Here is a 19,721-nt window from a genome sequence, read left to right as displayed (position 1 = left end):
GAACAGCGGATGAAGATCATCATCCTCGGCGCAGGGCAGGTCGGCGGCACGCTGGCTGAACACCTGGCCAGCGAAGCCAACGATATCACCGTGGTCGACACCGATGGCGACCGCCTGCGCGACCTCGGCGACCGCCTCGACATCCGTACCGTGCAGGGCCGCGCCTCCTTCCCGACCGTGCTGCGCCAGGCCGGCGCCGACGATGCCGACATGCTGGTGGCGGTCACCAACAGCGACGAGACCAACATGGTCGCCTGCCAGGTTGCCCATACCCTGTTCCACACCCCGACCAAGATCGCCCGGGTGCGCGAATCGGCCTACCTGACCCGCGCCGGGCTGTTCGACAACGACGCCATTCCGGTCGACGTGCTGATCAGCCCCGAGCAGGTGGTCACCCACTACATCAAGCGCCTGATCGAACACCCCGGCGCCCTGCAGGTGATCGACTTCGCCGAGGGCAAGGCCCAGCTGGTAGCCGTCAAGGCCTACTACGGCGGGCCGCTGGTGGGCCAGCAATTGCGCCAGATCCGCGCGCACATGCCCAATGTCGACACCCGCGTAGCGGCAATCTTCCGCCGCGACCGGCCGATCCTGCCGCAGGGCGACACGGTCATCGAAGCCGACGACGAAGTGTTCTTCATTGCCGCCAAGGCGCACATCCGCGCGGTGATGGGTGAGTTGCGGCGCATCGACGAAACCAACAAGCGCGTGGTCATCGCTGGCGGCGGGCAAATCGGCGAGCGCCTGGCCGAGGCAATCGAAAGCCGCTACCAGGTGAAAATCATCGAGATGAACCCGGCCCGTTGCCGGCACCTGTCCGACACCCTGGAAAGCACCGTGGTGTTGCAGGGCAGTGCCTCGGACCGCGACCTGATGCTTGAAGAGAACATCGCCGAAGCCGACATCTTCCTGGCCCTGACCAACGACGACGAAGCCAACATCATGTCCTCGCTGCTGGCCAAGCGCCTGGGCGCGCGCAAGGTGATGACCATCATCAACAACCCGGCCTACGTCGACCTGGTCCAAGGCGGCGAAATCGACATCGCCATCAGCCCGCAGCTGGCCACCATCGGCACCTTGCTGGCCCACGTGCGCCGCGGCGATATCGTCAGCGTGCACTCACTGCGCCGCGGTGCGGCCGAGGCCATCGAGGCGATCGCCCATGGCGACTCGAAGTCGAGCAAGGTAATCGGCAAGGCCATCGAAGACATCGCCCTGCCACCAGGCACCACCATCGGCGCAATCATCCGCGACGAAGAAGTGCTGATCGCCCATGACGACACGGTGATCGAAGCGGGCGACCACGTGATCCTCTTCGTTGTGGATAAAAAGTACATCCGTGACGTCGAGAAGCTCTTCCATGTAGGGTTGAGCTTCTTCTAAAGAGGGAGCTGGAATGCGCGAATCACTGGAAAAGATGCTGGCCAAGGGTGTGGATAACGCCCTGTTGCGCTTTGGCCTGGGCAAGGCCTGGCTCGATGAAGGCAACGGCGCCGAGGCGGCCGTGCATTTACAGCGCTGCGTCGAGCAGGACCCGAAGTATTCGGCGGCGTGGAAGCTGCTGGGCAAGGCGCATCAGCTCGAGGGTGACCTGGCAGCTGCGCGCAAGGCCTGGGAGCAGGGGCTGGAAGCGGCTCGCGCGCACGGCGACAAGCAGGCAGAGAAAGAGATGACGGTGTTTCTGAAGAAGCTCGATAAGGCTGGTTGAGCCATCGCGGGGCAAGCCCGCTCCTACAGGGATTGTGGATAACTGTGGGAGCGGGCTTGCCCCGCGACAGGGCTTTCAATACCAGCGCGGCTCGCCCGGCGGGCGCTTCTTGAAGCGCTTCATGCTCCACATGTACTGGCTCGGATACGCCCGCACATAGCGCTCGACCACCTGGCTCATGGCCGCCGCCGAGGTCTCGGTGTCTTCGCTGTACATCGCCTCGGGCGCGGCTTCCAGGATGACCTTGAAGCCCGAGCCATCCGGCAGGCGCAAGGCATGCAGGAACACCCCTACCGCCTTGCCGCCAGCGAGCATGTTCGGCACGAACTTGCTGGTCAGCGCCTTGGTGGCGAAGAACGGCACGAAGATACCCGCCGACTCGGCCGGCTCCGGGTCGGCCGGAATGCCCACCTGACCGCCTTTGCGCACTTCCTTGATGATGCTCAGGATGCCTTCCTTGGTCGACGCCGCGACGCGGTTGCCCAATTGCACGCGCTGTTCGCGCAGCAGGTCATCGACCGCCTTGAGCTTGGGCGGGCGGTAGAAAATGATCGGTTTGCACTGGCTGCAATAGAAGTGGTTGAGCACTTCCCAATTGCCCAGGTGGCTGGTGATGCCAACCACGCCCTTACCCGATGCCAGGGCCGCCTCAAGCACTTCCAGGCCTTCGACCTCGCGCACCAGGTCGAGCGAACGCTGGGCCGGCCAGATCCAGGCGCAGGCGCTTTCGGTAAAGGACTTGCCGATGTCCATCAGGGTCCGGCCCACCAGTTGCTCACGGGCAACCGGGTCCATTTCCGGGAAGCATTTGGCCAGGTTGATGCGCACCACGTTGCGCGAACTGTTCGGCACCTTCCACATGATCCAGCCGATGGCCGCGCCGACCCGCTGTACCGCGCCCCAGGGGAGCTTGGCAAACAACCGCAACGCCCCGACCATCAAGGCGCCCTTGAATTTATCCACAGGCTGGTTCCTCTTTCTGCAAGCCGGCCATTGTAACCCTCAGCGCAGCAGAGCGGCGTAGCGATCACAATCGGTGGTGTGGTCCATGACCATGCCGGTGGCCTGCATGAAGGCATAGCAAATGGTCGGTCCGACAAAGGTGAAGCCAGCTTTCTGCAGCGCCTTGCTCATTGCCTTGGCCTCGTCGGTGACCGCCGGCACCTCGCTGCGCTGGACGAAATGATTGATCTTCGGCGCGCCGCCGACGAACGACCAGAGCCATTGCCCGGGGTTTTCCAGCGCCAACCAGGCCCGCGCATTGCGCCGCGCGGCGTTGAGCTTGAGGCGATTGCGGATGATGCCCGGGTCGAGCATGCGCTCTTCAATTTCGTCGTCGCTCATCTGCGCCAGACGCTCTGGGTCGAAACCGAACAGCACCTGGCGGTAGCGTTCGCGCTTTTTCAGCACGGTAATCCACGACAACCCGGCCTGGAAGCCTTCGAGCAGGAGCATCTCGAACAGCTGGCGCGGATCGCGCTGCGGCGTGCCCCATTCCTGGTCGTGGTACGCCTGGTAAAGCGGATCGTCGGTACACCAAAAGCAACGTGGCATAAGGCTCCAAGGGTAGAGGCCTGCGCGAATCGGGTTATACTCCCGCTCTTTATATTCGCAGCCCTAGAAACAGGTGATTTTCGTGAGCCAGCCTACGCCAGCCGTGCGTACCTTCCAAGACTTGATCCTCGCCCTGCAGAACTACTGGGCCGAGCAAGGTTGTGTGGTGCTTCAGCCCTACGATATGGAAGTAGGCGCCGGCACTTTCCATACTGCCACGTTCCTGCGCGCCATCGGCCCGGAAACCTGGAACGCCGCCTATGTGCAGCCTAGCCGTCGTCCGGCGGATGGCCGTTATGGCGAAAACCCGAACCGCCTGCAGCACTACTATCAGTTCCAGGTGGTCCTCAAGCCGAACCCGGCGAATTTCCAGGAACTGTACCTGGGCTCGCTGAAAGCCATCGGCCTCGACCCGCTGGTGCACGACATCCGTTTCGTCGAAGACAACTGGGAATCGCCGACCCTCGGCGCCTGGGGTCTGGGTTGGGAAATCTGGCTCAACGGCATGGAAGTCACGCAGTTCACCTACTTCCAGCAAGTGGGCGGCATCGAATGCTTCCCGGTCACTGGTGAAATCACCTACGGCCTGGAGCGCCTGGCCATGTACCTGCAGGGCGTAGATTCGGTCTACGACCTGATCTGGACCGACGGCCCGTTCGGCACGGTGACCTACGGCGACGTGTTCCACCAGAACGAAGTGGAGCAGTCGACCTACAACTTCGAGCACGCCAACGTCGAGAAGCTGTTCGAACTGTTCGACTTCTACGAAAGCGAAGCCAACCGCCTGATCGAGCTGGAACTGCCGCTGCCGACCTATGAAATGGTCCTCAAGGCCTCGCACACCTTCAACCTGCTCGATGCCCGTCGCGCCATCTCGGTGACCGAGCGTCAGCGTTACATCCTGCGCGTACGGACCCTGGCCCGGGCCGTGGCCCAGAGCTACCTGCAAGCCCGCGCCAAGCTGGGCTTCCCGATGGCGTCCCCTGAATTGCGTGATGAAGTGTTGGCTAAGCTGGAGGCTGCACAATGAGTGCTCAAGATTTCCTGGTTGAACTGGGCACCGAAGAACTGCCACCCAAGGCCCTGAGCAGCCTCGGTGACGCCTTCCTCGCCGGTATCGAGAAAGGCCTGCAGGCCGCTGGCCTGAACTACACCGACAAGCAGGTGTTCGCCGCGCCGCGCCGCCTGGCCGTACTCATCCGCAACCTCGACACCCAGCAGCCGGACCGCAGCGTCAACCTCGACGGCCCGCCGCGTCAGGCCGCCTTCGACGCTGACGGCAACCCGACCCAGGCCGCCCTGGGTTTTGCCAAGAAGTGCGGTGTAGAGCTGTCGGATATCGACCAGAGCGGCGCCAAGCTGCGCTTCTCCCAGCACATTCCGGGCAAGGCCACCGCCAGCCTGCTGCCAACCATCGTCGAAGACTCGCTCAACGACCTGCCGATCCCCAAGCGCATGCGCTGGGGTGCGCGCAAGGAAGAGTTCGTGCGTCCAACCCAGTGGCTGGTGATGCTGCTCGGTGACGAGGTGGTCGACTGCACCTTGCTGGCGCAGAAAGCCGGTCGCGAATCCCGTGGCCACCGCTTCCACCACCCGGAAAACGTGCGCATCAGCGCCCCGGCCAATTACCAGGAAGACCTGCGCAAGGCCTACGTGCTGGCCGATTTTGCCGAGCGCCGCGAGCTGATCAGCAAGCGTACCGCCGAACTCGCCCTGCAGCAGGAAGGCAGCGCCATCGTGCCGCCAGCCCTGCTCGATGAAGTGACCGCCCTGGTTGAATGGCCTGTGCCGCTGGTGTGCTCGTTCGAAGAGCGCTTCCTGGAAGTGCCGCAAGAAGCGCTGATCACCACCATGCAGGACAACCAGAAGTACTTCTGCCTGCTGGATGCCGACGGCAAGCTGCTGCCGCGCTTCATCACCGTGGCCAACGTCGAGAGCCGCGATCCGAAGCAGATCGTCGAAGGCAACGAGAAGGTCGTGCGCCCGCGCCTGACCGACGCCGAGTTCTTCTTCAAGCAAGACAAGAAGCAGCCGCTGGAAAGCTTCAACGAGCGCCTGCAGAACGTGGTGTTCCAGGCCCAGTTGGGCAGCGTCTTCGACAAGGCCGAGCGGGTTGCCAAACTGGCCGCCTTCATCGCCCAGCGCATTGGCGGCGACGCCCAGCGCGCGGCGCGTGCAGGTTTGCTGTCGAAGTGCGACCTGGCCACCGAGATGGTCGGTGAATTCCCTGAAATGCAGGGTGTTGCCGGTTACTACTACGCCCTCAACGACGGCGAGCCGCAAGACGTCGCCCTGGCCCTGAACGAGCAGTACATGCCGCGCGGTGCCGGTGCCGAACTGCCGTCGACCCTGACCGGCGCGGCCGTGGCGATTGCCGACAAGCTCGACACCCTGGTCGGTATCTTCGGTATCGGCATGCTCCCGACCGGTAGCAAAGACCCCTATGCCCTGCGTCGTGCAGCGCTGGGCGTACTGCGCATCCTGATCGAGAAGCAGCTGGACCTGGACCTGAACGAAGCAGTGAACTTCGCCGTCAGCCAGTTCGGTGCCAAGGTCAAGGCCGCGGGCCTGGCCGAGCAGGTGCTGGAATTCGTCTTCGATCGTCTGCGTGCCCGTTACGAAGACGAAGGCATTGACGTTGCCACCTACCTGTCGGTGCGTGCCCTCAAGCCAGGCTCGGCCCTGGACTTCGACCAGCGCGTGCAGGCCGTACAGGCCTTCCGCCAGCTGCCGGAAGCCGCTGCCCTGGCCGCGGTGAACAAGCGCGTGTCAAACCTGCTGAGCAAGGCCGAAGGCGCTGTCGCCACCACGGTCGAGCCGAAGTACTTCGACAACGCCAACGAGTTCTCCCTGTACTCGGCGATCCAGCAAGCCGACCAGGCCGTTCAGCCAATGGCTGCGGCGCGCCAGTACAGCGAATCGCTGGCACGCCTGGCCGCTCTGCGTGAACCGGTCGACGCCTTCTTCGAGGCGGTGATGGTCAATGCCGACGACGCCAATGTCCGCGCCAACCGTTATGCCCTGCTCAGCCGCCTGCGCGGTCTGTTCCTGGGCGTGGCCGACATTTCGCTGCTGGGGTAAGTCTTGAAGCTGCTGATTCTCGATCGGGACGGGGTGATCAACCAGGACTCCGACGCCTACATCAAGTCGCTGAACGAGTGGATTCCGATCCCGGGTTCGATCGAAGCGATTGCGCAGTTGAGCAAAGCCGGCTGGACGGTGGCGGTGGCCACCAACCAGTCCGGCATTGCCCGTGGCTACTACGACCTGCCGACCCTCGAGGCCATGCACGCGCAATTGCGCACGCTGGTGGCCGAGCAGGGCGGCGAGGTCGGGCTGATCGTCTATTGCCCGCACGGGCCCGATGAGGGCTGCGCCTGCCGCAAACCCAAGCCGGGCATGCTCACCACCATTGCCGCGCACTACGGCGTGAATCTGGCCGGCGTGTGGTTTGTCGGTGATAGTAAGGGTGACCTGGAAGCCGCTTTGGCCGTCGATGCTCAACCAGTTCTGGTAAAAACCGGAAAAGGCGAGAAGACCCTGAGCAAGGGAATTCCAGAAAACACGCTGATTTTCGATGATCTGGCAGCCATCGCCAGAGAACTTATCCACAAATAGCGCGTCTGCATAACAGGCGCACTTTTACTAGGCGGGCAAGCCCGCAACGGTACATGCCGCTATGTCGATCTTGCAGGCGATCAGAATTTTTCTTTTTTACCTGCTGCTGGGTACCAGCTCCTTGCTGTGGTGCACCCTGAGCTTTTTTATCGCGCCGTTTTTGCCTTTCAGCGCCCGCTACCGCTTCATCAACGTCTACTGGTGCCGCTTTGCGCTGGTGTTGGTACGGGTGTTTCTCAACATCAAGGTCAAGGTCACCGGGGCTGAAAACATCCCCAAGCAACCCTGTGTGATCCTCTCTAACCACCAGAGCACCTGGGAAACCTTTTTCCTTTCCGCCTATTTCTCGCCCTTGAGCCAAGTGCTCAAGCGTGAACTGCTGTACGTGCCGTTCTTCGGCTGGGCCATGGCCATGCTGCGGCCGATCGCCATTGACCGCGATAACCCCAAGGCAGCCTTGAAGCAAGTCGCCAGCAAGGGCGATAAATTGCTCAAGGAGAACGTCTGGGTGCTGATCTTCCCCGAAGGCACCCGTGTGCCGTTCGGCCAGATTGGCAAGTTCTCGCGCAGCGGGGCCGCGTTGGCGGTCAACGCTGGCCTACCGGTACTGCCGATCGCCCACAACGCCGGCAAGTTCTGGCCCAAGCAGGGCTGGGGCAAACGTGCCGGCACCATCGAGGTGGTAATTGGCGCCCCGATGTTTGCCGAAGGCAGCGGCCCACGGGCGATTGCCGAGTTAAACGATCGTGCTGCAGCCTGGAATGAACAGACCCAGCGCGAGCTCGGCTCACTGCCTGCAGCGGCGCCGAACGCGGCGCAGGGCGTGGCCTGACCGATCTGTGGATAACTTGTGTACAGTATTTGGATTTCTTAACGAAAAATGCGCTAAGTGATTAATTTAGCTACTTATTTCTCTGTATGACTGTTTTCTGAAAATCGTGCATAAGTTTTTTCGCGGCATAAAAAAACCGGCGCTTACGCCGGTTTTTTTTATGCCTGCAAATCCTCACACCTTGTCGATATCCACATCACGGGTTTCTTTCAGGCAGAACAGCCCCACCACCAGGCTGATACCGGTGATCAGTACCGGGTACCAGAGCCCGTAGAAGATGTCGCCGGTGTACACCACCAGGGCAAAGGACACGGTGGGCAGGAAGCCGCCGAACCAGCCGTTGCCAATGTGGTAGGGCAGCGACATCGAGGTGTAGCGGATACGCGTTGGGAACAGCTCGACCATCACCGCCGCCAGCGGGCCGTAGGTCATGGTCGCGATCAGGATCATGGCGACGATCAGCACCACCACCATCGGCTGGTTGACGCTGGCTGGATCGGCCTTGGCCGGGTAGCCGGCTTTTTCGATCGCTGCACGCAGGGCTGCTTCGTCAAACCCATTGATCTTCTGCTCGCCAATGCTCACCACCACTTCGGCACCAGCAGCCGCTTCAGCCGAGCTGTAGGGCAGGCCCTGTTTGACCAGGAAGGTTTTGACCTTGTCGCAGGGGCTGTCAAAACGCGCCTTGCCCACCGGATCGAACTGGAAGGTGCAGCCTTGCGGATCGGCCATCACCACAATCGGGGCCTGGCGGCTGGCGGCGTCGATCTGCGGGTTGGCGTAATGGCTCAGAGCCTTGAACAGTGGGAAGTACAGTACCGTGGCCAGCAGCAAGCCGAGCATCAGGATTGGCTTGCGCCCGACCCGGTCCGACAACCAACCGAAGAACACGAAGAACGGCGCGCCGATCACCACGCTGATAATCAGCAAAGTGTTGGCCTGGGCCGGGTCCATCTTGAGCATCTGGGTAAGAAAGAACAGCACATAGAACTGCGCGGTGTAGAAGGTCACCGCTTGCCCGGCGTTGATGCTGAACAGGGCAGTGAGTACTACCTTGAGGTTGGGCCAGGAGCCGAACGATTCACGGATCGGCGCTTTACTGGCCTTGCCCTGGGCCTTCATCTTCACGAAGGCTGGCGACTCGTGCATGCTCATGCGGATCCAGGTGGAAATCCCCAACAGCACGATCGACAGCAGGAACGGCAGGCGCCAGCCCCAGACTTCGAACTGGTCGCCACTGATGTAACGGCTGCCGAGCACCACCAACAACGACAGCAGCAGGCCGAGGGTCGCGGTGGACTGGATAAAACCGGTGTGGAAGCCGCGTTTGCCAGGTGGTGCGTGTTCGGCAACGTAAGTCGCCGCGCCGCCGTACTCACCACCCAGCGCCAGGCCCTGCAGCATGCGCAACACCACCAGAATGATCGGTGCAGCAATGCCGATGCTGGCGTAGGTCGGCAACAGGCCGACGGCAAAGGTCGACAAGCCCATCAGCACGATGGTCACCAGGAAGGTGTACTTGCGCCCGATCATGTCGCCCAGGCGGCCGAACACCAGCGCGCCGAAGGGCCGCACGAGAAAGCCGGCGGCAAAGGCCATCAAGGCAAAGATAAAGGCAGTGGTGTCGTTCACCCCGGCAAAGAACTGCTTGCTGATGACCGCGGCCAATGCCCCATAAAGAAAAAAGTCATACCACTCGAAAACTGTCCCGAGGGATGACGCGAAAATGATCTTGCGTTCTTCCCGGCGGCTGGTGCTCGCCGTTGCAGCGCCCTGCTCTTGAATGTAATCCGACATCGTTGCTGTCCTCGGCCTGCAGGCCCCAGTGATTATTCTTGTTGTTCCACTGTCGACGCCGGCAGACTGCGTCCGGTGTCGTTGTTGCTACGCACCCTGGTCAGGGCGTCGGTACTGCGTTTTTTTTATCGATGCGGCTTGTGGATAAGCTTTCCCGGCGAATCAATTGCGCCGCCTTTTCGGCAATCATCAGGGTAGGGGAGCAGGTATTGCCGGAGACGATTTGCGGCATGATCGAGGCGTCGGCAACCCGCAACCCCGGCACGCCGTGCACGCGCAACTGGTCGTCGACCACATCCAGCGGCCCGTTGCCCATACGGCAGGTGCCTACCGGGTGGAAAATGGTAGTGCCGATCTGCCCGGCGGCTTCATGCAACTGCTGTTCGCTTTGTAGGTCGGGGCCTGGCAGATACTCACGCGGGCTGAACGCCGCCAGGGCAGGGGCCTGGACGATCTTGCGGGTCAGGCGAATGGCTTGGGCGGCGACGCGCAGGTCTTCAGGGTCGCTCAGGTAGTTGGGGTCGATCAGTGGCGCGTCGTCCGGGTTGGCCGAGCGGATATCGATACGCCCGCGGCTGGCCGGGCGCAGGTTGCACACCGAGGCGGTAAACGCCGGGAAGCGGTGCAGCGGCTCGCCAAAGCGCTCCAGCGACAAGGGCTGCACGTGGTACTGCAGGTTGGCCGAAGCCTGCTCCGGACCGGAGCGCACGAACGCCCCCAACTGGCTCGGCGCCATCGCCAGCGGGCCGCTGCGATCGTAAAGGTAACGCAGGCCCATGCCGAGCTTGCCCCAGGGACTGTTGGCAACCTGGTTGAGGGTGCGCGCCTGGGTAACCTGGTAGATCAGGCGCAGTTGCAGATGGTCCTGCAGGTTGCCGCCAACCCCGGGCAATTCGTGGCTAACAGTTATCCCCAGGCTCTCGAGCAAGCCACGCGGGCCGATGCCCGAGCGCTGGAGAATACCGGGTGAACCCACGGAGCCGGCACACAGGATAATCTCCCGGCGTGCGCTGAAGTTCTGCCAATTGCCTTGCCAGCGAGCACGTACCTGCGAAGCGCGGCCTTCTACCAGCACCACCTGGTCAACCAGCACATCGGTCAGTACCGTCAGATTGGGGCGCTTAAGGATCGGGCGCAAAAACGCCTTGGCCGAGTTCCAGCGAATGCCGGAACGCTGGTTGACCTGAAAGTATCCACAGCCCTGGTTATCCCCAGTGTTGAAGTCAGCAACGTTAGGGATACCACTCTGCGCCGCGGCTTCGCGGAAGGCATCGAGGATCGGCCAGGAGTAGCGCTGCTGCTCGACCCGCCACTCGCCTTCGTTGCCATGGGCTTCGCTGGCGCCACCGAAGTGGTTTTCGCTGGCCTTGAACAGTGGCAGCACATCCTTCCACGCCCAACCGGCATTGCCCTGCTCGGCCCAGCGATCGTAATCGCCCGCCTGGCCACGCATGTAGATCATGCCGTTGATCGAAGAACAGCCACCGAGCACCTTGCCCCGTGGATAACCCAGGGCACGGCCATTGAGGCCGGGTTGCGCTTCGGTCTTGAAGCACCAGTCGGTGCGTGGGTTGCCGATGCAGTAGAGGTAACCCACCGGAATGTGAATCCAGGGGTAGTTGTCGCGCCCACCGGCTTCGAGCAACAGCACCCGGCAGCCTGGGTCGGCGGATAAGCGATTGGCTAGCAGGCACCCGGCAGGACCGGCACCAACCACCACATAGTCGTAGACAGGATCGGCTGATGGCATGGGCAACCTCGCGCCTGATTATTATTCTTGTCCCAGCCCATGTTATTGATTAATTTCGGGATGAAAACGTTAGATTTCACTCAAGTGCTGTGCGTTTTAACACAACGTCCGTGAACACCTGATTCACAAGGAAAAGCATGTTCGACTGGAATGATCTGCGGTTTTTTCTCGAGTTGCAGCGCAGCGGCCGGCTGCTGACTGCGGCCAAACGTCTGAACACCACCCACAGCACCGTGGCCCGGCATATCGACAATATCGAACAGAGCCTGGGTACCGCCTTGTTCGTCCAGCACGCCCAGGGCTACGAACTGACGCCCTCCGGCCAGGCCCTGCTCAAGCACGCCGAAGCCATGGAAAACGTCGCCCTGCTGGCCCAGGAAGAAATCACCCAGGCCATCACCCCGCTGGGCAAGATTCGCCTGGGAGTCACCGAAGGCATCGGCATCATGTTCTTCACCCCGCGCATGGGCAGCCTGTTCGAACGCTACCCAGGCCTTGAGGTGGAGCTGGTGGCGGTACCGCGGTTTGTCAGCATCCTCAACCGCGAAGCGGAGATCAGCATTCACCTGGAGCGGCCCAACGCCGACCTGTTGATAACCCGCAAACTTACCGATTACCGCCTGGCGCTGTACGCCAGCCCCGAGTACCTGGCCCAGGCACCAGCGCTCAATCACCGCGAAGACCTGGCCAAGCACAGCTGGATCGGCTACGTCGACGACCTGCTGTTCAGCCAGGAGCTGCTGTTTTTGAACAGCTTCTGCCGGGCACCCAACGTGGTGTTTCGCAGCACCAGCGTGATCGCCCAGCAACAAGCGGCTCGCGCCGGCCTGGGCATTGCCGTGTTGCCCAACTACATGGCCCGCCACGATCCGGCGCTGGTGCGGGTGCTGCCCAGCGAGACCATCCAGCGTAGCTACTGGATCTGTACCCGCCGTGAGCTGCACAAGTCGGTGCGCCTGCGCGTGGTCTGGGATTTTCTCCTGGCCCTGTGCGCGCAGGAGCAGGACGCCTTGCTGGCGGAGTAGGGCCTCAGCCGCCCAGGGTTTTCGCCGCCAACAGCACCGCCGCACAGATACCCACGGTCGCAAACATCTGCTGCAGTCGTGGCCCGGCCAGTTTGCTGGCGACCTGACGCGCCAGCAGCAGCCCGAGCACCGCACCGCCGGCAAACGGCGCGCCCACAGACCAATGCATGACGCCGCCAACCGTGGCGCTGACCACGCTGCCGGTCGACACCAGGGCGATCACCGCCAGCGAAGTGGCAACGATGCTCTTCATGTCCAGGTTGGTGTAACGGCTCAGCGCCGGAATGATCACAAAGCCGCCGCCAACCCCGAGCAACCCCGACAGCAATCCGGACATCGCGCCGGTAAACGCCAGGGCGCGGGCGCAGGGCAGGGTCCAGCGCAGCCGCCCCTGCAAGGGGTTGAGCACACAGGGCATGACCATGCGTTGGCCCAGTGGTGGCTGGCCACGGAGTTCGCGGTGCGCCTTGAGCAGCATGCGTGCACAGGCATAGACCAGCACCACGGCGAAAGTCAGAGCCAACGGCCCGTTCGGTAAGCGATGGGCAAGCATCAAGCCGAAGGGCGCAATCGCAATGCCGATCACCGCCACAAACAACGCCGCACGATAACGCACCAGACCTTGGCGCAGGCCCAACAGGGCACCCACCGCCGCCGCCATGCCGACGGCGAGCAAGCCGACTGGCGCCGCCTCGACCATCGACAAGCCCAGACCGAATACCAGCAAGGGTACGGCCAGAATGCCGCCACCGGCGCCGGTCAGCGCCAGCACCGCACCAATGATCGCGCCCAGCCCAGCCGCAAGAAATTGATGCTCGATCACCGCAGGCCCTCGGCGGCAACCCGCGGCTTGGCCAGCCACTCACGGCCCTTGAGCATGCACCGCCAGTACAGCGGTGGCAGGATCTGCGCCTTCAGAAGCCAAGCCAGGCGCGTTGGCCGGCGACCATCGAGCAGCCAACGCGGGAAGCTCGGCGCCAGCTTGCCGCCATAGGTAAATTCGGCCAGCACGATCTTGCCGCGTTCGACAGTCAACGGGCAGGAGCCATAACCATCGTAGTGGGCGAGGTTGGGCAGGCGCCCCAGCGCCACCAGCACATTGTTGGCCACCACCGGCGCTTGCTTGCGCGCAGCCGCTGCAGTCTTGGCATTGCTGGTGTTGATGCCATCGCCCAAGGCGTGGATGTTGCCATAGCGTTTATGACGCAAGGTAGCCGGATCGACATCGATCCAGCCGGCCTGGTCAGCCAGCGGGCTGTTGCGAATAAAATCAGGGGCAACCTGCGGCGGCACCACATGCAGCATGTCGAAAGGCTGCACCCGGGTTTCGCTGCTTCCATCGGGCAAGGTGCGCACAAAGGTAGCGCGCTTGCCCGGGCCATCGACCGCCACCAGGCGATGCGCGTACTGCAGGTCTACCGCGTACTTGTCGATGTACTCCATCAAGGCCGGCACATAGTCAGGCACCCCGAACAGCACGCCACCGGCATTGAAAAACTGCGCCTGGATGTTGCCCAGCCGACCGTTGCGCAGCCAGTGGTCACACGACAGGTACAGGGCCTTTTGCGGTGCGCCGGCACATTTGATCGGCATCGGCGGCTGGGTGAACAACGCCCGGCCTTCACGCAGGTTCTGCACCAGTTGCCAGGTGTAGGGCGCCAGGTCATAGCGGTAGTTGGAAGTCACGCCGTTACGCCCAAGGGTTTCGCTCAAGCCCTCGATGGCATCCCAGTCGAGCTTCAGCCCAGGGCAGACCACCAGCTGTTCGTAACTGAGCAGTCGCCCGTCATTCAGCGTCACCGTTTGCGCCTGCGGATCAAAGCTCTCGACCCGCGCCTTGATCCACTGCACGCCGCCGGGAATGGTCGAGGCCATGGTGCGCGCCGTCGAAGGCGCCTGGAAGATACCGGCGCCGACCATGGTCCAGCCCGGTTGGTAGTAATGCACATCGGCCGGATCGATGATCGCGACATCCAGCGAAGGGTCGCGGCAGATCAAGCTGGAGGCGGCAGCGACACCGGCAGCACCGGCACCGACGATCAGCACTTTATGGTGGTCGCCTTTCGGCACCTCGGCAGGGGAGGGTTGAGCAAGCATGGCAGGGTCCTTCTAATAATAATTCTGGGGTGAAACTCAGAGCACGTTGAGCGGGATCTTCAGGTAGCGCACTCCGTTGTCTTCAGGTTCAGGTAGTTGGCCGCTGCGCATGTTGATCTGCACCGAAGGCAGGATCAGCACCGGCATCTCCAGGGTGGCGTCGCGGGCTTCGCGCATGCTGACGAAGCTGTCTTCGCTGATGCCTTCACGGATGTGGATGTTGCTGGCGCGCTGTTCGGCCACCGTGGTCATGTAGCGCAATTCGCGGCCACCCGGCAGGTAGTCGTGGCACATGAACAGGCGCGTCTCGGCGGGCAGGGCAAGGATGCGCTGGATCGAGCGATACAAAGTGCGCGCACTGGCGCCAGGGAAGTCGCAACGGGCGGTGCCGTAATCGGGCATGAACAGCGTGTCGCCGACAAAGGCGATGCTTTGCCCGTCGACCTCCACCACGTAGGTCATGCACGCCGGCGTGTGGCCGGGCGTGTGCAGGGCACGTGCCTTGAGGTTGCCGATGGTGAAGGGCTGCTCGTCGTCGAACAGCACATCGAACTGGCTGCCATCGCGGGCGAAGCCGCCATCGGCATTGAACAGCGCACCGAAGACTTTTTGCACCTGGGTGATCTGGCTGCCAATGGCAATCTGGCCGCCCAGCGCCTGCTTGAGGTAAGCCGCCGCCGACAGGTGATCGGCGTGCACGTGGGTTTCGAGAATCCACTGGACCTTGCCGCCCAGTTCAGTCACCCGCTCGATCAGCTTGTCTGCCGAAGCACTGCTGGTGCGTCCGGACTTCGGATCGTAATCCAGCACACTGTCGATCAAGGCACAGTCGCCACTGCTCCGGTCCATCAGCAAATAGCTGATGGTCGAGGTGACACTGTCGAACAGTGCCTCCACATACAAGTTGCCGCCGATGATCATTTACCACGCTCCGAATTCATCACAGGTGCCAGCTATCAAGCCTTACTGGCAATGGACAGGCTGTCATCAAGATATGTGCCATCGAACCGGTAGGCTGTTTCCCAATGTTCGCGGGCTGCGTAGGGAAAAGCGCTGCCAGACTGTCAGCATAGTTGGCAGTGACATGGCAGCAGTTGGCAGTTTTTGGCAGTCACTGGCAGCTTCAGTTAAGCTTCGCCCGAGCTTGCCCAGGTGTCGCCATGTCCTTCTCGTCCACTGTTGTTCCTCATCCTGCTGTGCAGGCGTTGGTGTCCTATCTCGAACACGACGCCCAGCCGACCATCGTGCTGGACACCGACTACAACATTCTTGCCGCCAACGCTGCATACCGACGCCAGTTCGGCATCGACGGCCAACCGCCCATCGGCGCCAAGTGCCACCGGGTGTCCCATCACTACGCCGTGCCTTGCGACCAGGCCGGCGAACACTGCCCGATGCGCAAGGCCTGGGACAGCCGTGTCCCCGAGCGTGTTCTGCATGTGCACCACACCCCGCGCGGGCCGGAACATGTGGATGTCGAGTTGCGCCCGATCCTCGATGGGCAAGGTGAGGTGGTGGCGTTCGTCGAGCGCCTGACCCGCATCACCGTCGCCTCGGCGCAGCCCCAGCAACAAGGCTTGGTCGGCCGCTCAGCGGCGTTCCAGGAAGCACTGGCCAGCCTGCAGCGCGCGGCACCTGCGCAAATTCCGGTGTTGCTCCAGGGTGAATCCGGGACCGGCAAAGAGTTGTTTGCGCGCGCTCTGCACCTGGGCAGCCCTCGAGCCAGCGGCCCTCTGGTGGTGGTCGACTGCACCGGCCTGACTGAGTCGTTATTCGAGAGCGAGCTATTCGGTTACGAGAAGGGCGCCTTTACCGGCGCCCATCAGCGCAAGATCGGCCTGGCGGAAGCGGCTCATGGCGGCACCTTGTTCCTCGATGAAATCGGCGAAGTACCGTTGGCGATGCAGGTCAAACTGCTGCGCCTGATCGAGTCTGGCAGCTTTCGCCCGGTCGGCAGCCTGCGTACGGTTCACTCCGACTTCAGGCTGGTTTCGGCGACCCACAAACCGCTCAAGGAAATGGCTGCAGCGGGCAGCTTCCGTGAAGACCTGTATTACCGCATCAGCGGTTTTCCGATCCGCTTGCCGGCATTGCGCGAACGGGTCGACGATCTGCCGTTGTTGATCGAGAGCCTGTTGCAACGGATGGCAGGGGCGGCGGCACCGAAGGTCAACCCAGATGCGATGAATCGACTGAGCTTGTACGCCTATCCTGGCAACATTCGCGAGCTGCGTAATATCCTCGAACGAGCGCGGCTGTTCGCCGACGACGGACTGATCCGTGCCGAGCACCTGCCTGCTGAGCTCGGTTCGAGACTTGAGCCGGCGCCAAGCATCAGCCGCCGCAGCAAAGACAACCTCGGGCAACTGGCCCAGGCCCTGGACAGCTTCAATGGATCACGCAGCGAGCTGGCGCGTCACCTGGGCATGAGTGAACGCACCTTGTACCGGCGCCTGCGCGAACTGGGTCTTTGAGACTGACGCAAGACAACCAACTGCGGCTTTTTCTTCTACGCTGAAACTGCTCACCCACCGCAGAGCGTTCCATGCGTCGATTGCCGAGTCGGTAACCAGGTGCCAGGACGCCTGACGTTCCGCTCTGTCTTTTCTGCCACAGGAGCATCGTCATGTCTTCCTGCCTTCACCGGGCGATCCTGCTCAGCATCGCCATGCTCGCGCTTTCTGGTTGTTTCGAAGAGGACGCGCAACCCAAGGCCACGGCTACGGCACCCGCAGCGGCTGCACCGGCTACACCAGCCGCGCCGGCGGCGCCGAGCGAGGCGGTGTTCAGCACCGAACAGCTCGATCAAATGCTCGCACCGTTGGCGTTGTATCCGGACGCTTTACTCGCACAGGTGCTGATGGCCACCACCTATCCAGGCAATGTCGCCGACGCGGTTGCCTGGTCCAAGGCGCATCCGAACGTCAGCGGTGATGCCGCGGTCAAGCAGGTCGCCGAGCAGCCGTGGGACCCCAGCGTGCAATCCTTGGTGGCTTTCCCGCAGGTGCTGGCGACACTTGGCCAGGACCCGGTCTGGGTGCAGCGCGTCGGCGATGCCTTTCTCGCCCAGCCCGACGCGGTGATGAACTCGGTGCAGCGCCTGCGCGCCAAGGCCAAGGCTGCCGGGCACCTGGAGTCCAACGAACAGCAGACGGTTATCGTGCAACCATCAAGCGCCCCCGCAGGCGGCACGACCACGGTGGTACAAGGTGCCGCGCCAGCACAGACTATCGTTATCCAGCCGACCAACCCGCAGGTTGTATACGTACCAAGCTACAACCCCTCCGTGGTGTACGGCAGTTGGTCCTCGCCGTCCTACCCACCCGCGTATTATCCGCCGCCACCGGGGTATGCCATCGGCACGGCGTTAGCCTCCGGCCTGGCGTTTGGTGCAGGCGTCGCAATCGTCAATTCACTTTGGGGGGATTGCGACTGGGACGATCATGACGTCGATATCAACGTCAATCGCTACAACAATATCAACAACGTCAACCGCAGGCTCGATGCCAACCAGAACACCTGGCGCCATAATCCTGCGTATCGCGACGGCGTCCCGTACCGCGACCAGGCCAGTCGAGCCCAGTTCGACCGACGCTTACCCGGCAGTGCAGAACGCACAGCCTACCGCGGTGACACCCCGGCCCGGGTCGAAGATCGCGCGCGAGCCCGTGAAACCCTGGCGCAGCGCGGCATCGAAGCACCGGCAACCAGCAACCTTGAAGCCCGCCAACGGGTGCAGAGTGCCGACCGCGAGCGCGCCCAACAGCGCCTGGAAAAACAGGGCATCAACCCGTCCGGCAATGCACGCGAGCGTGCTCAGGTTGCCGACCGCCAACTGAAAAATGACGGTCAGGCCCGCCAGCGAGCACAGGCGCCGCAGAACAACCGCCAGCCTCAGCAGGCGGGGCGCAACCAACAAGTACGCCAGCAAGCTCGTCAGCAACATGTTAGCGCCCAGGCACCGCGCAACAATGCGTTGGCCGGTGTGCGCAACCCTTCGCAGTCACGCATCGCAAGCAATCGTGGCCAGCTCAGCCAACGCAGCGCCAGCCGACCATCTGCAGCCGCTGCGGGCCACCAGGTACAACGACCCGCGCGGATGCAATCCGGCGGTGGCGGCCGTCGCCGTTGAGAGGAGAATCAGTCATGAATGCTGCTAGCCGAATTGTGCTGATTCTGCTGCTGTGCTGGACGTCCAGCAGCTACGCTCAGGAACATTTCCCACACCCCGAAGCCGCCGGCGAAGCACTGGTGCAGGCGCTTGGTAGCGAAAAGGCCGATAGCCAACTGTTGGCGAAATTGCTTGGCAACGACTGGGAGAGTTACATCCCGACCAAGAACATCGATCGCAAAGATGTCGATGCCTTTCTCGCCCTCTACAAGGAAAAACATCAGGTTCAGTCCGACAACCCGAAGCGTGCACATCTGGTCGTCGGCGACACGCCCTGGGTGTTCCCGATTCCCATCAGACACAGTACTGACGGTTGGGCATTCGACACCAAAGCCGGCGCCGCGGAAATCCGCCTGCGCCGCATCGGACGCAACGAGCTGGCGACCATTCAATCAGTGCGCGCCTATCACGACGCGCAGATGGATTACGCCGAGGTTGATCGCAATGACGATGGGATACTCGAGTACGCGCAGAAACTCATCAGCAGCGACGGGCAGTTCGACGGTTTGTACTGGCCGCAAGAGGAGGGCGTTGAAGAAAGTCCGCTCGGACCGCTTTTTGGTGATACCGCAAAGGGCGATGATTGGCACGGCTACCACTATCGCATCCTCACTGGCCAAGGCCCTTCGGCGCCGGGCGGCGCCTATGACTACAAGATCGGTAATCACATGACCCGTGGCTTTGCCGTGATCGCCTGGCCGGCGGACTATGGCGACACGGGCGTGATGAGCTTCATGATCAGCCACGACGGCGAACTGTTCGAGAAAGACCTCGGCCGCGACAGCGCCAAGCGCGCTGCCGCGATTACCCGTTTCGACCCCGACAGCAGTTGGAGCGAAGTAAAGGACGAGGAAGAGGGGCGCTGAACCGAACAGCTCAACACAGGAAAAACAGCACAACAAAAAGCCCGCGTGAGCGGGCTTGATGATGTTGCTTTACTTTGAACCTACAGCTGTAGGTGAGCAAAGTTAATCGACTTTGACACATTGGAATATCAGCGGTATACAACAAGATTGGACAAAGTTAATTTCCACTTCGGGAAAAGTTATTCGCCTAAAACCTAACTTCGGCCAATGTTAATGCTCCAACTATTACAGCCGGTATAAAATTGACAGATTGTCAAAACATGAGATCAATTTAAACTAAAATTTTTGCCTATTCAAGTAGGA

17 protein-coding genes are annotated in these 19,721 nt (G+C 62.0%); 10 read left to right on the top strand and 7 right to left on the bottom strand.

Going from position 1 to position 19,721, the window contains the following annotated elements:
• Positions 1-9: 9 nt before the first annotated feature.
• Both trkA and ACZ9A3_RS24025 read left to right on the top strand, forming a co-directional pair.
• The gene (trkA, locus tag ACZ9A3_RS24030; RefSeq protein ID WP_010222685.1) at positions 10-1,383 is read left to right on the top strand and encodes a Trk system potassium transporter TrkA; all 1,374 of its coding nucleotides are present in this window, start codon (positions 10-12) and stop codon (positions 1,381-1,383) included.
• 13 nt (positions 1,384-1,396) lie between these two features.
• Positions 1,397-1,708, top strand: a complete 312-nt coding sequence (locus tag ACZ9A3_RS24025; protein WP_213602828.1) for a tetratricopeptide repeat protein — start codon at positions 1,397-1,399, stop codon at positions 1,706-1,708.
• 75 nt (positions 1,709-1,783) lie between these two features.
• On the opposite strand, the gene ACZ9A3_RS24020 is transcribed toward ACZ9A3_RS24025, so the two are convergent.
• Together ACZ9A3_RS24020 and ACZ9A3_RS24015 are read right to left on the bottom strand one after the other, a co-directional pair.
• The gene (locus ACZ9A3_RS24020; protein WP_093377718.1) at positions 1,784-2,671 is read right to left on the bottom strand and encodes a lysophospholipid acyltransferase; all 888 of its coding nucleotides are present in this window, start codon (positions 2,669-2,671) and stop codon (positions 1,784-1,786) included.
• Between the two features lie 39 nt (positions 2,672-2,710).
• A complete protein-coding gene (locus tag ACZ9A3_RS24015) occupies positions 2,711-3,262 on the bottom strand; it encodes a DNA-3-methyladenine glycosylase I (protein WP_045199362.1) in 552 nt (183 codons plus the stop codon).
• Positions 3,263-3,344: 82 nt separating this feature from the next.
• Here ACZ9A3_RS24015 and glyQ point away from each other — a divergent pair, with 82 nt between their 5' ends.
• The 4 genes from glyQ to ACZ9A3_RS23995 all read left to right on the top strand — a co-directional run bounded on the left by glyQ (position 3,345) and on the right by ACZ9A3_RS23995 (position 7,712).
• Positions 3,345-4,292, top strand: coding sequence for a glycine--tRNA ligase subunit alpha (gene glyQ / locus ACZ9A3_RS24010; protein WP_045199646.1), 948 nt, complete (start codon positions 3,345-3,347; stop codon positions 4,290-4,292).
• Positions 4,289-6,343: a glycine--tRNA ligase subunit beta gene (gene glyS / locus ACZ9A3_RS24005; protein ID WP_045199365.1), complete on the top strand. Its 2,055-nt coding sequence runs from the start codon at positions 4,289-4,291 to the stop codon at positions 6,341-6,343. Before glyQ ends, glyS begins: the two co-directional genes overlap by 4 nt.
• 3 nt (positions 6,344-6,346) lie before the next feature.
• Positions 6,347-6,880, top strand: a complete 534-nt coding sequence (gene gmhB / locus ACZ9A3_RS24000) for a D-glycero-beta-D-manno-heptose 1,7-bisphosphate 7-phosphatase (RefSeq protein ID WP_093377728.1) — start codon at positions 6,347-6,349, stop codon at positions 6,878-6,880.
• 61 nt (positions 6,881-6,941) lie between these two features.
• Positions 6,942-7,712, top strand: coding sequence for a lysophospholipid acyltransferase family protein (locus tag ACZ9A3_RS23995; RefSeq protein WP_045199369.1), 771 nt, complete (start codon positions 6,942-6,944; stop codon positions 7,710-7,712).
• Positions 7,713-7,886: 174 nt separating this feature from the next.
• Here ACZ9A3_RS23995 and ACZ9A3_RS23990 read toward each other — a convergent pair whose 3' ends face one another.
• Entirely contained in the window at positions 7,887-9,509 is a 1,623-nt protein-coding gene (locus ACZ9A3_RS23990) for an MFS transporter (protein WP_045199370.1), read from the bottom strand.
• Positions 9,510-9,609: 100 nt separating this feature from the next.
• The gene (locus ACZ9A3_RS23985; protein WP_476253199.1) at positions 9,610-11,259 is read right to left on the bottom strand and encodes a GMC family oxidoreductase; all 1,650 of its coding nucleotides are present in this window, start codon (positions 11,257-11,259) and stop codon (positions 9,610-9,612) included.
• A 137-nt stretch (positions 11,260-11,396) separates the two neighbouring features.
• Here ACZ9A3_RS23985 and ACZ9A3_RS23980 point away from each other — a divergent pair, with 137 nt between their 5' ends.
• Complete coding sequence (locus ACZ9A3_RS23980; protein WP_045199374.1) at positions 11,397-12,284, top strand: LysR family transcriptional regulator; 888 nt, start codon at positions 11,397-11,399, stop codon at positions 12,282-12,284.
• A 4-nt stretch (positions 12,285-12,288) separates the two neighbouring features.
• On the opposite strand, the gene ACZ9A3_RS23975 is transcribed toward ACZ9A3_RS23980, so the two are convergent.
• The 3 genes from ACZ9A3_RS23975 to ACZ9A3_RS23965 are packed head-to-tail and all read right to left on the bottom strand — an operon-like array spanning position 12,289 to position 15,302.
• Positions 12,289-13,107: a sulfite exporter TauE/SafE family protein gene (locus ACZ9A3_RS23975; protein ID WP_093377741.1), complete on the bottom strand. Its 819-nt coding sequence runs from the start codon at positions 13,105-13,107 to the stop codon at positions 12,289-12,291.
• Positions 13,104-14,381, bottom strand: a complete 1,278-nt coding sequence (locus tag ACZ9A3_RS23970) for an NAD(P)/FAD-dependent oxidoreductase (protein WP_195885357.1) — start codon at positions 14,379-14,381, stop codon at positions 13,104-13,106. The genes ACZ9A3_RS23975 and ACZ9A3_RS23970 overlap by 4 nt, the downstream gene beginning before the upstream one ends.
• A 36-nt stretch (positions 14,382-14,417) precedes the next feature.
• Entirely contained in the window at positions 14,418-15,302 is an 885-nt protein-coding gene (locus tag ACZ9A3_RS23965; RefSeq protein ID WP_045199380.1) for an MBL fold metallo-hydrolase, read from the bottom strand.
• A 239-nt stretch (positions 15,303-15,541) separates the two neighbouring features.
• On the opposite strand from ACZ9A3_RS23965, the gene ACZ9A3_RS23960 reads away from it, so the two are divergent.
• The 3 genes from ACZ9A3_RS23960 to ACZ9A3_RS23950 all read left to right on the top strand — a co-directional run bounded on the left by ACZ9A3_RS23960 (position 15,542) and on the right by ACZ9A3_RS23950 (position 19,418).
• Entirely contained in the window at positions 15,542-16,855 is a 1,314-nt protein-coding gene (locus ACZ9A3_RS23960; protein ID WP_476253198.1) for a sigma-54 interaction domain-containing protein, read from the top strand.
• Between the two features lie 152 nt (positions 16,856-17,007).
• Positions 17,008-18,513, top strand: coding sequence for a DUF3300 domain-containing protein (locus ACZ9A3_RS23955; RefSeq protein ID WP_258595636.1), 1,506 nt, complete (start codon positions 17,008-17,010; stop codon positions 18,511-18,513).
• A 14-nt stretch (positions 18,514-18,527) separates the two neighbouring features.
• On the top strand, positions 18,528-19,418 hold the full coding sequence (locus tag ACZ9A3_RS23950) for a DUF2950 domain-containing protein (RefSeq protein ID WP_258595634.1): 891 nt from the start codon (positions 18,528-18,530) through the stop codon (positions 19,416-19,418).
• The last annotated feature ends 303 nt before the right edge of the window (positions 19,419-19,721 follow it).

The sequence above is a fragment of the Pseudomonas sp. TE4620 genome (assembly GCF_056279045.1).
This window is presented reverse-complemented; position numbering and strand designations above follow the sequence as displayed.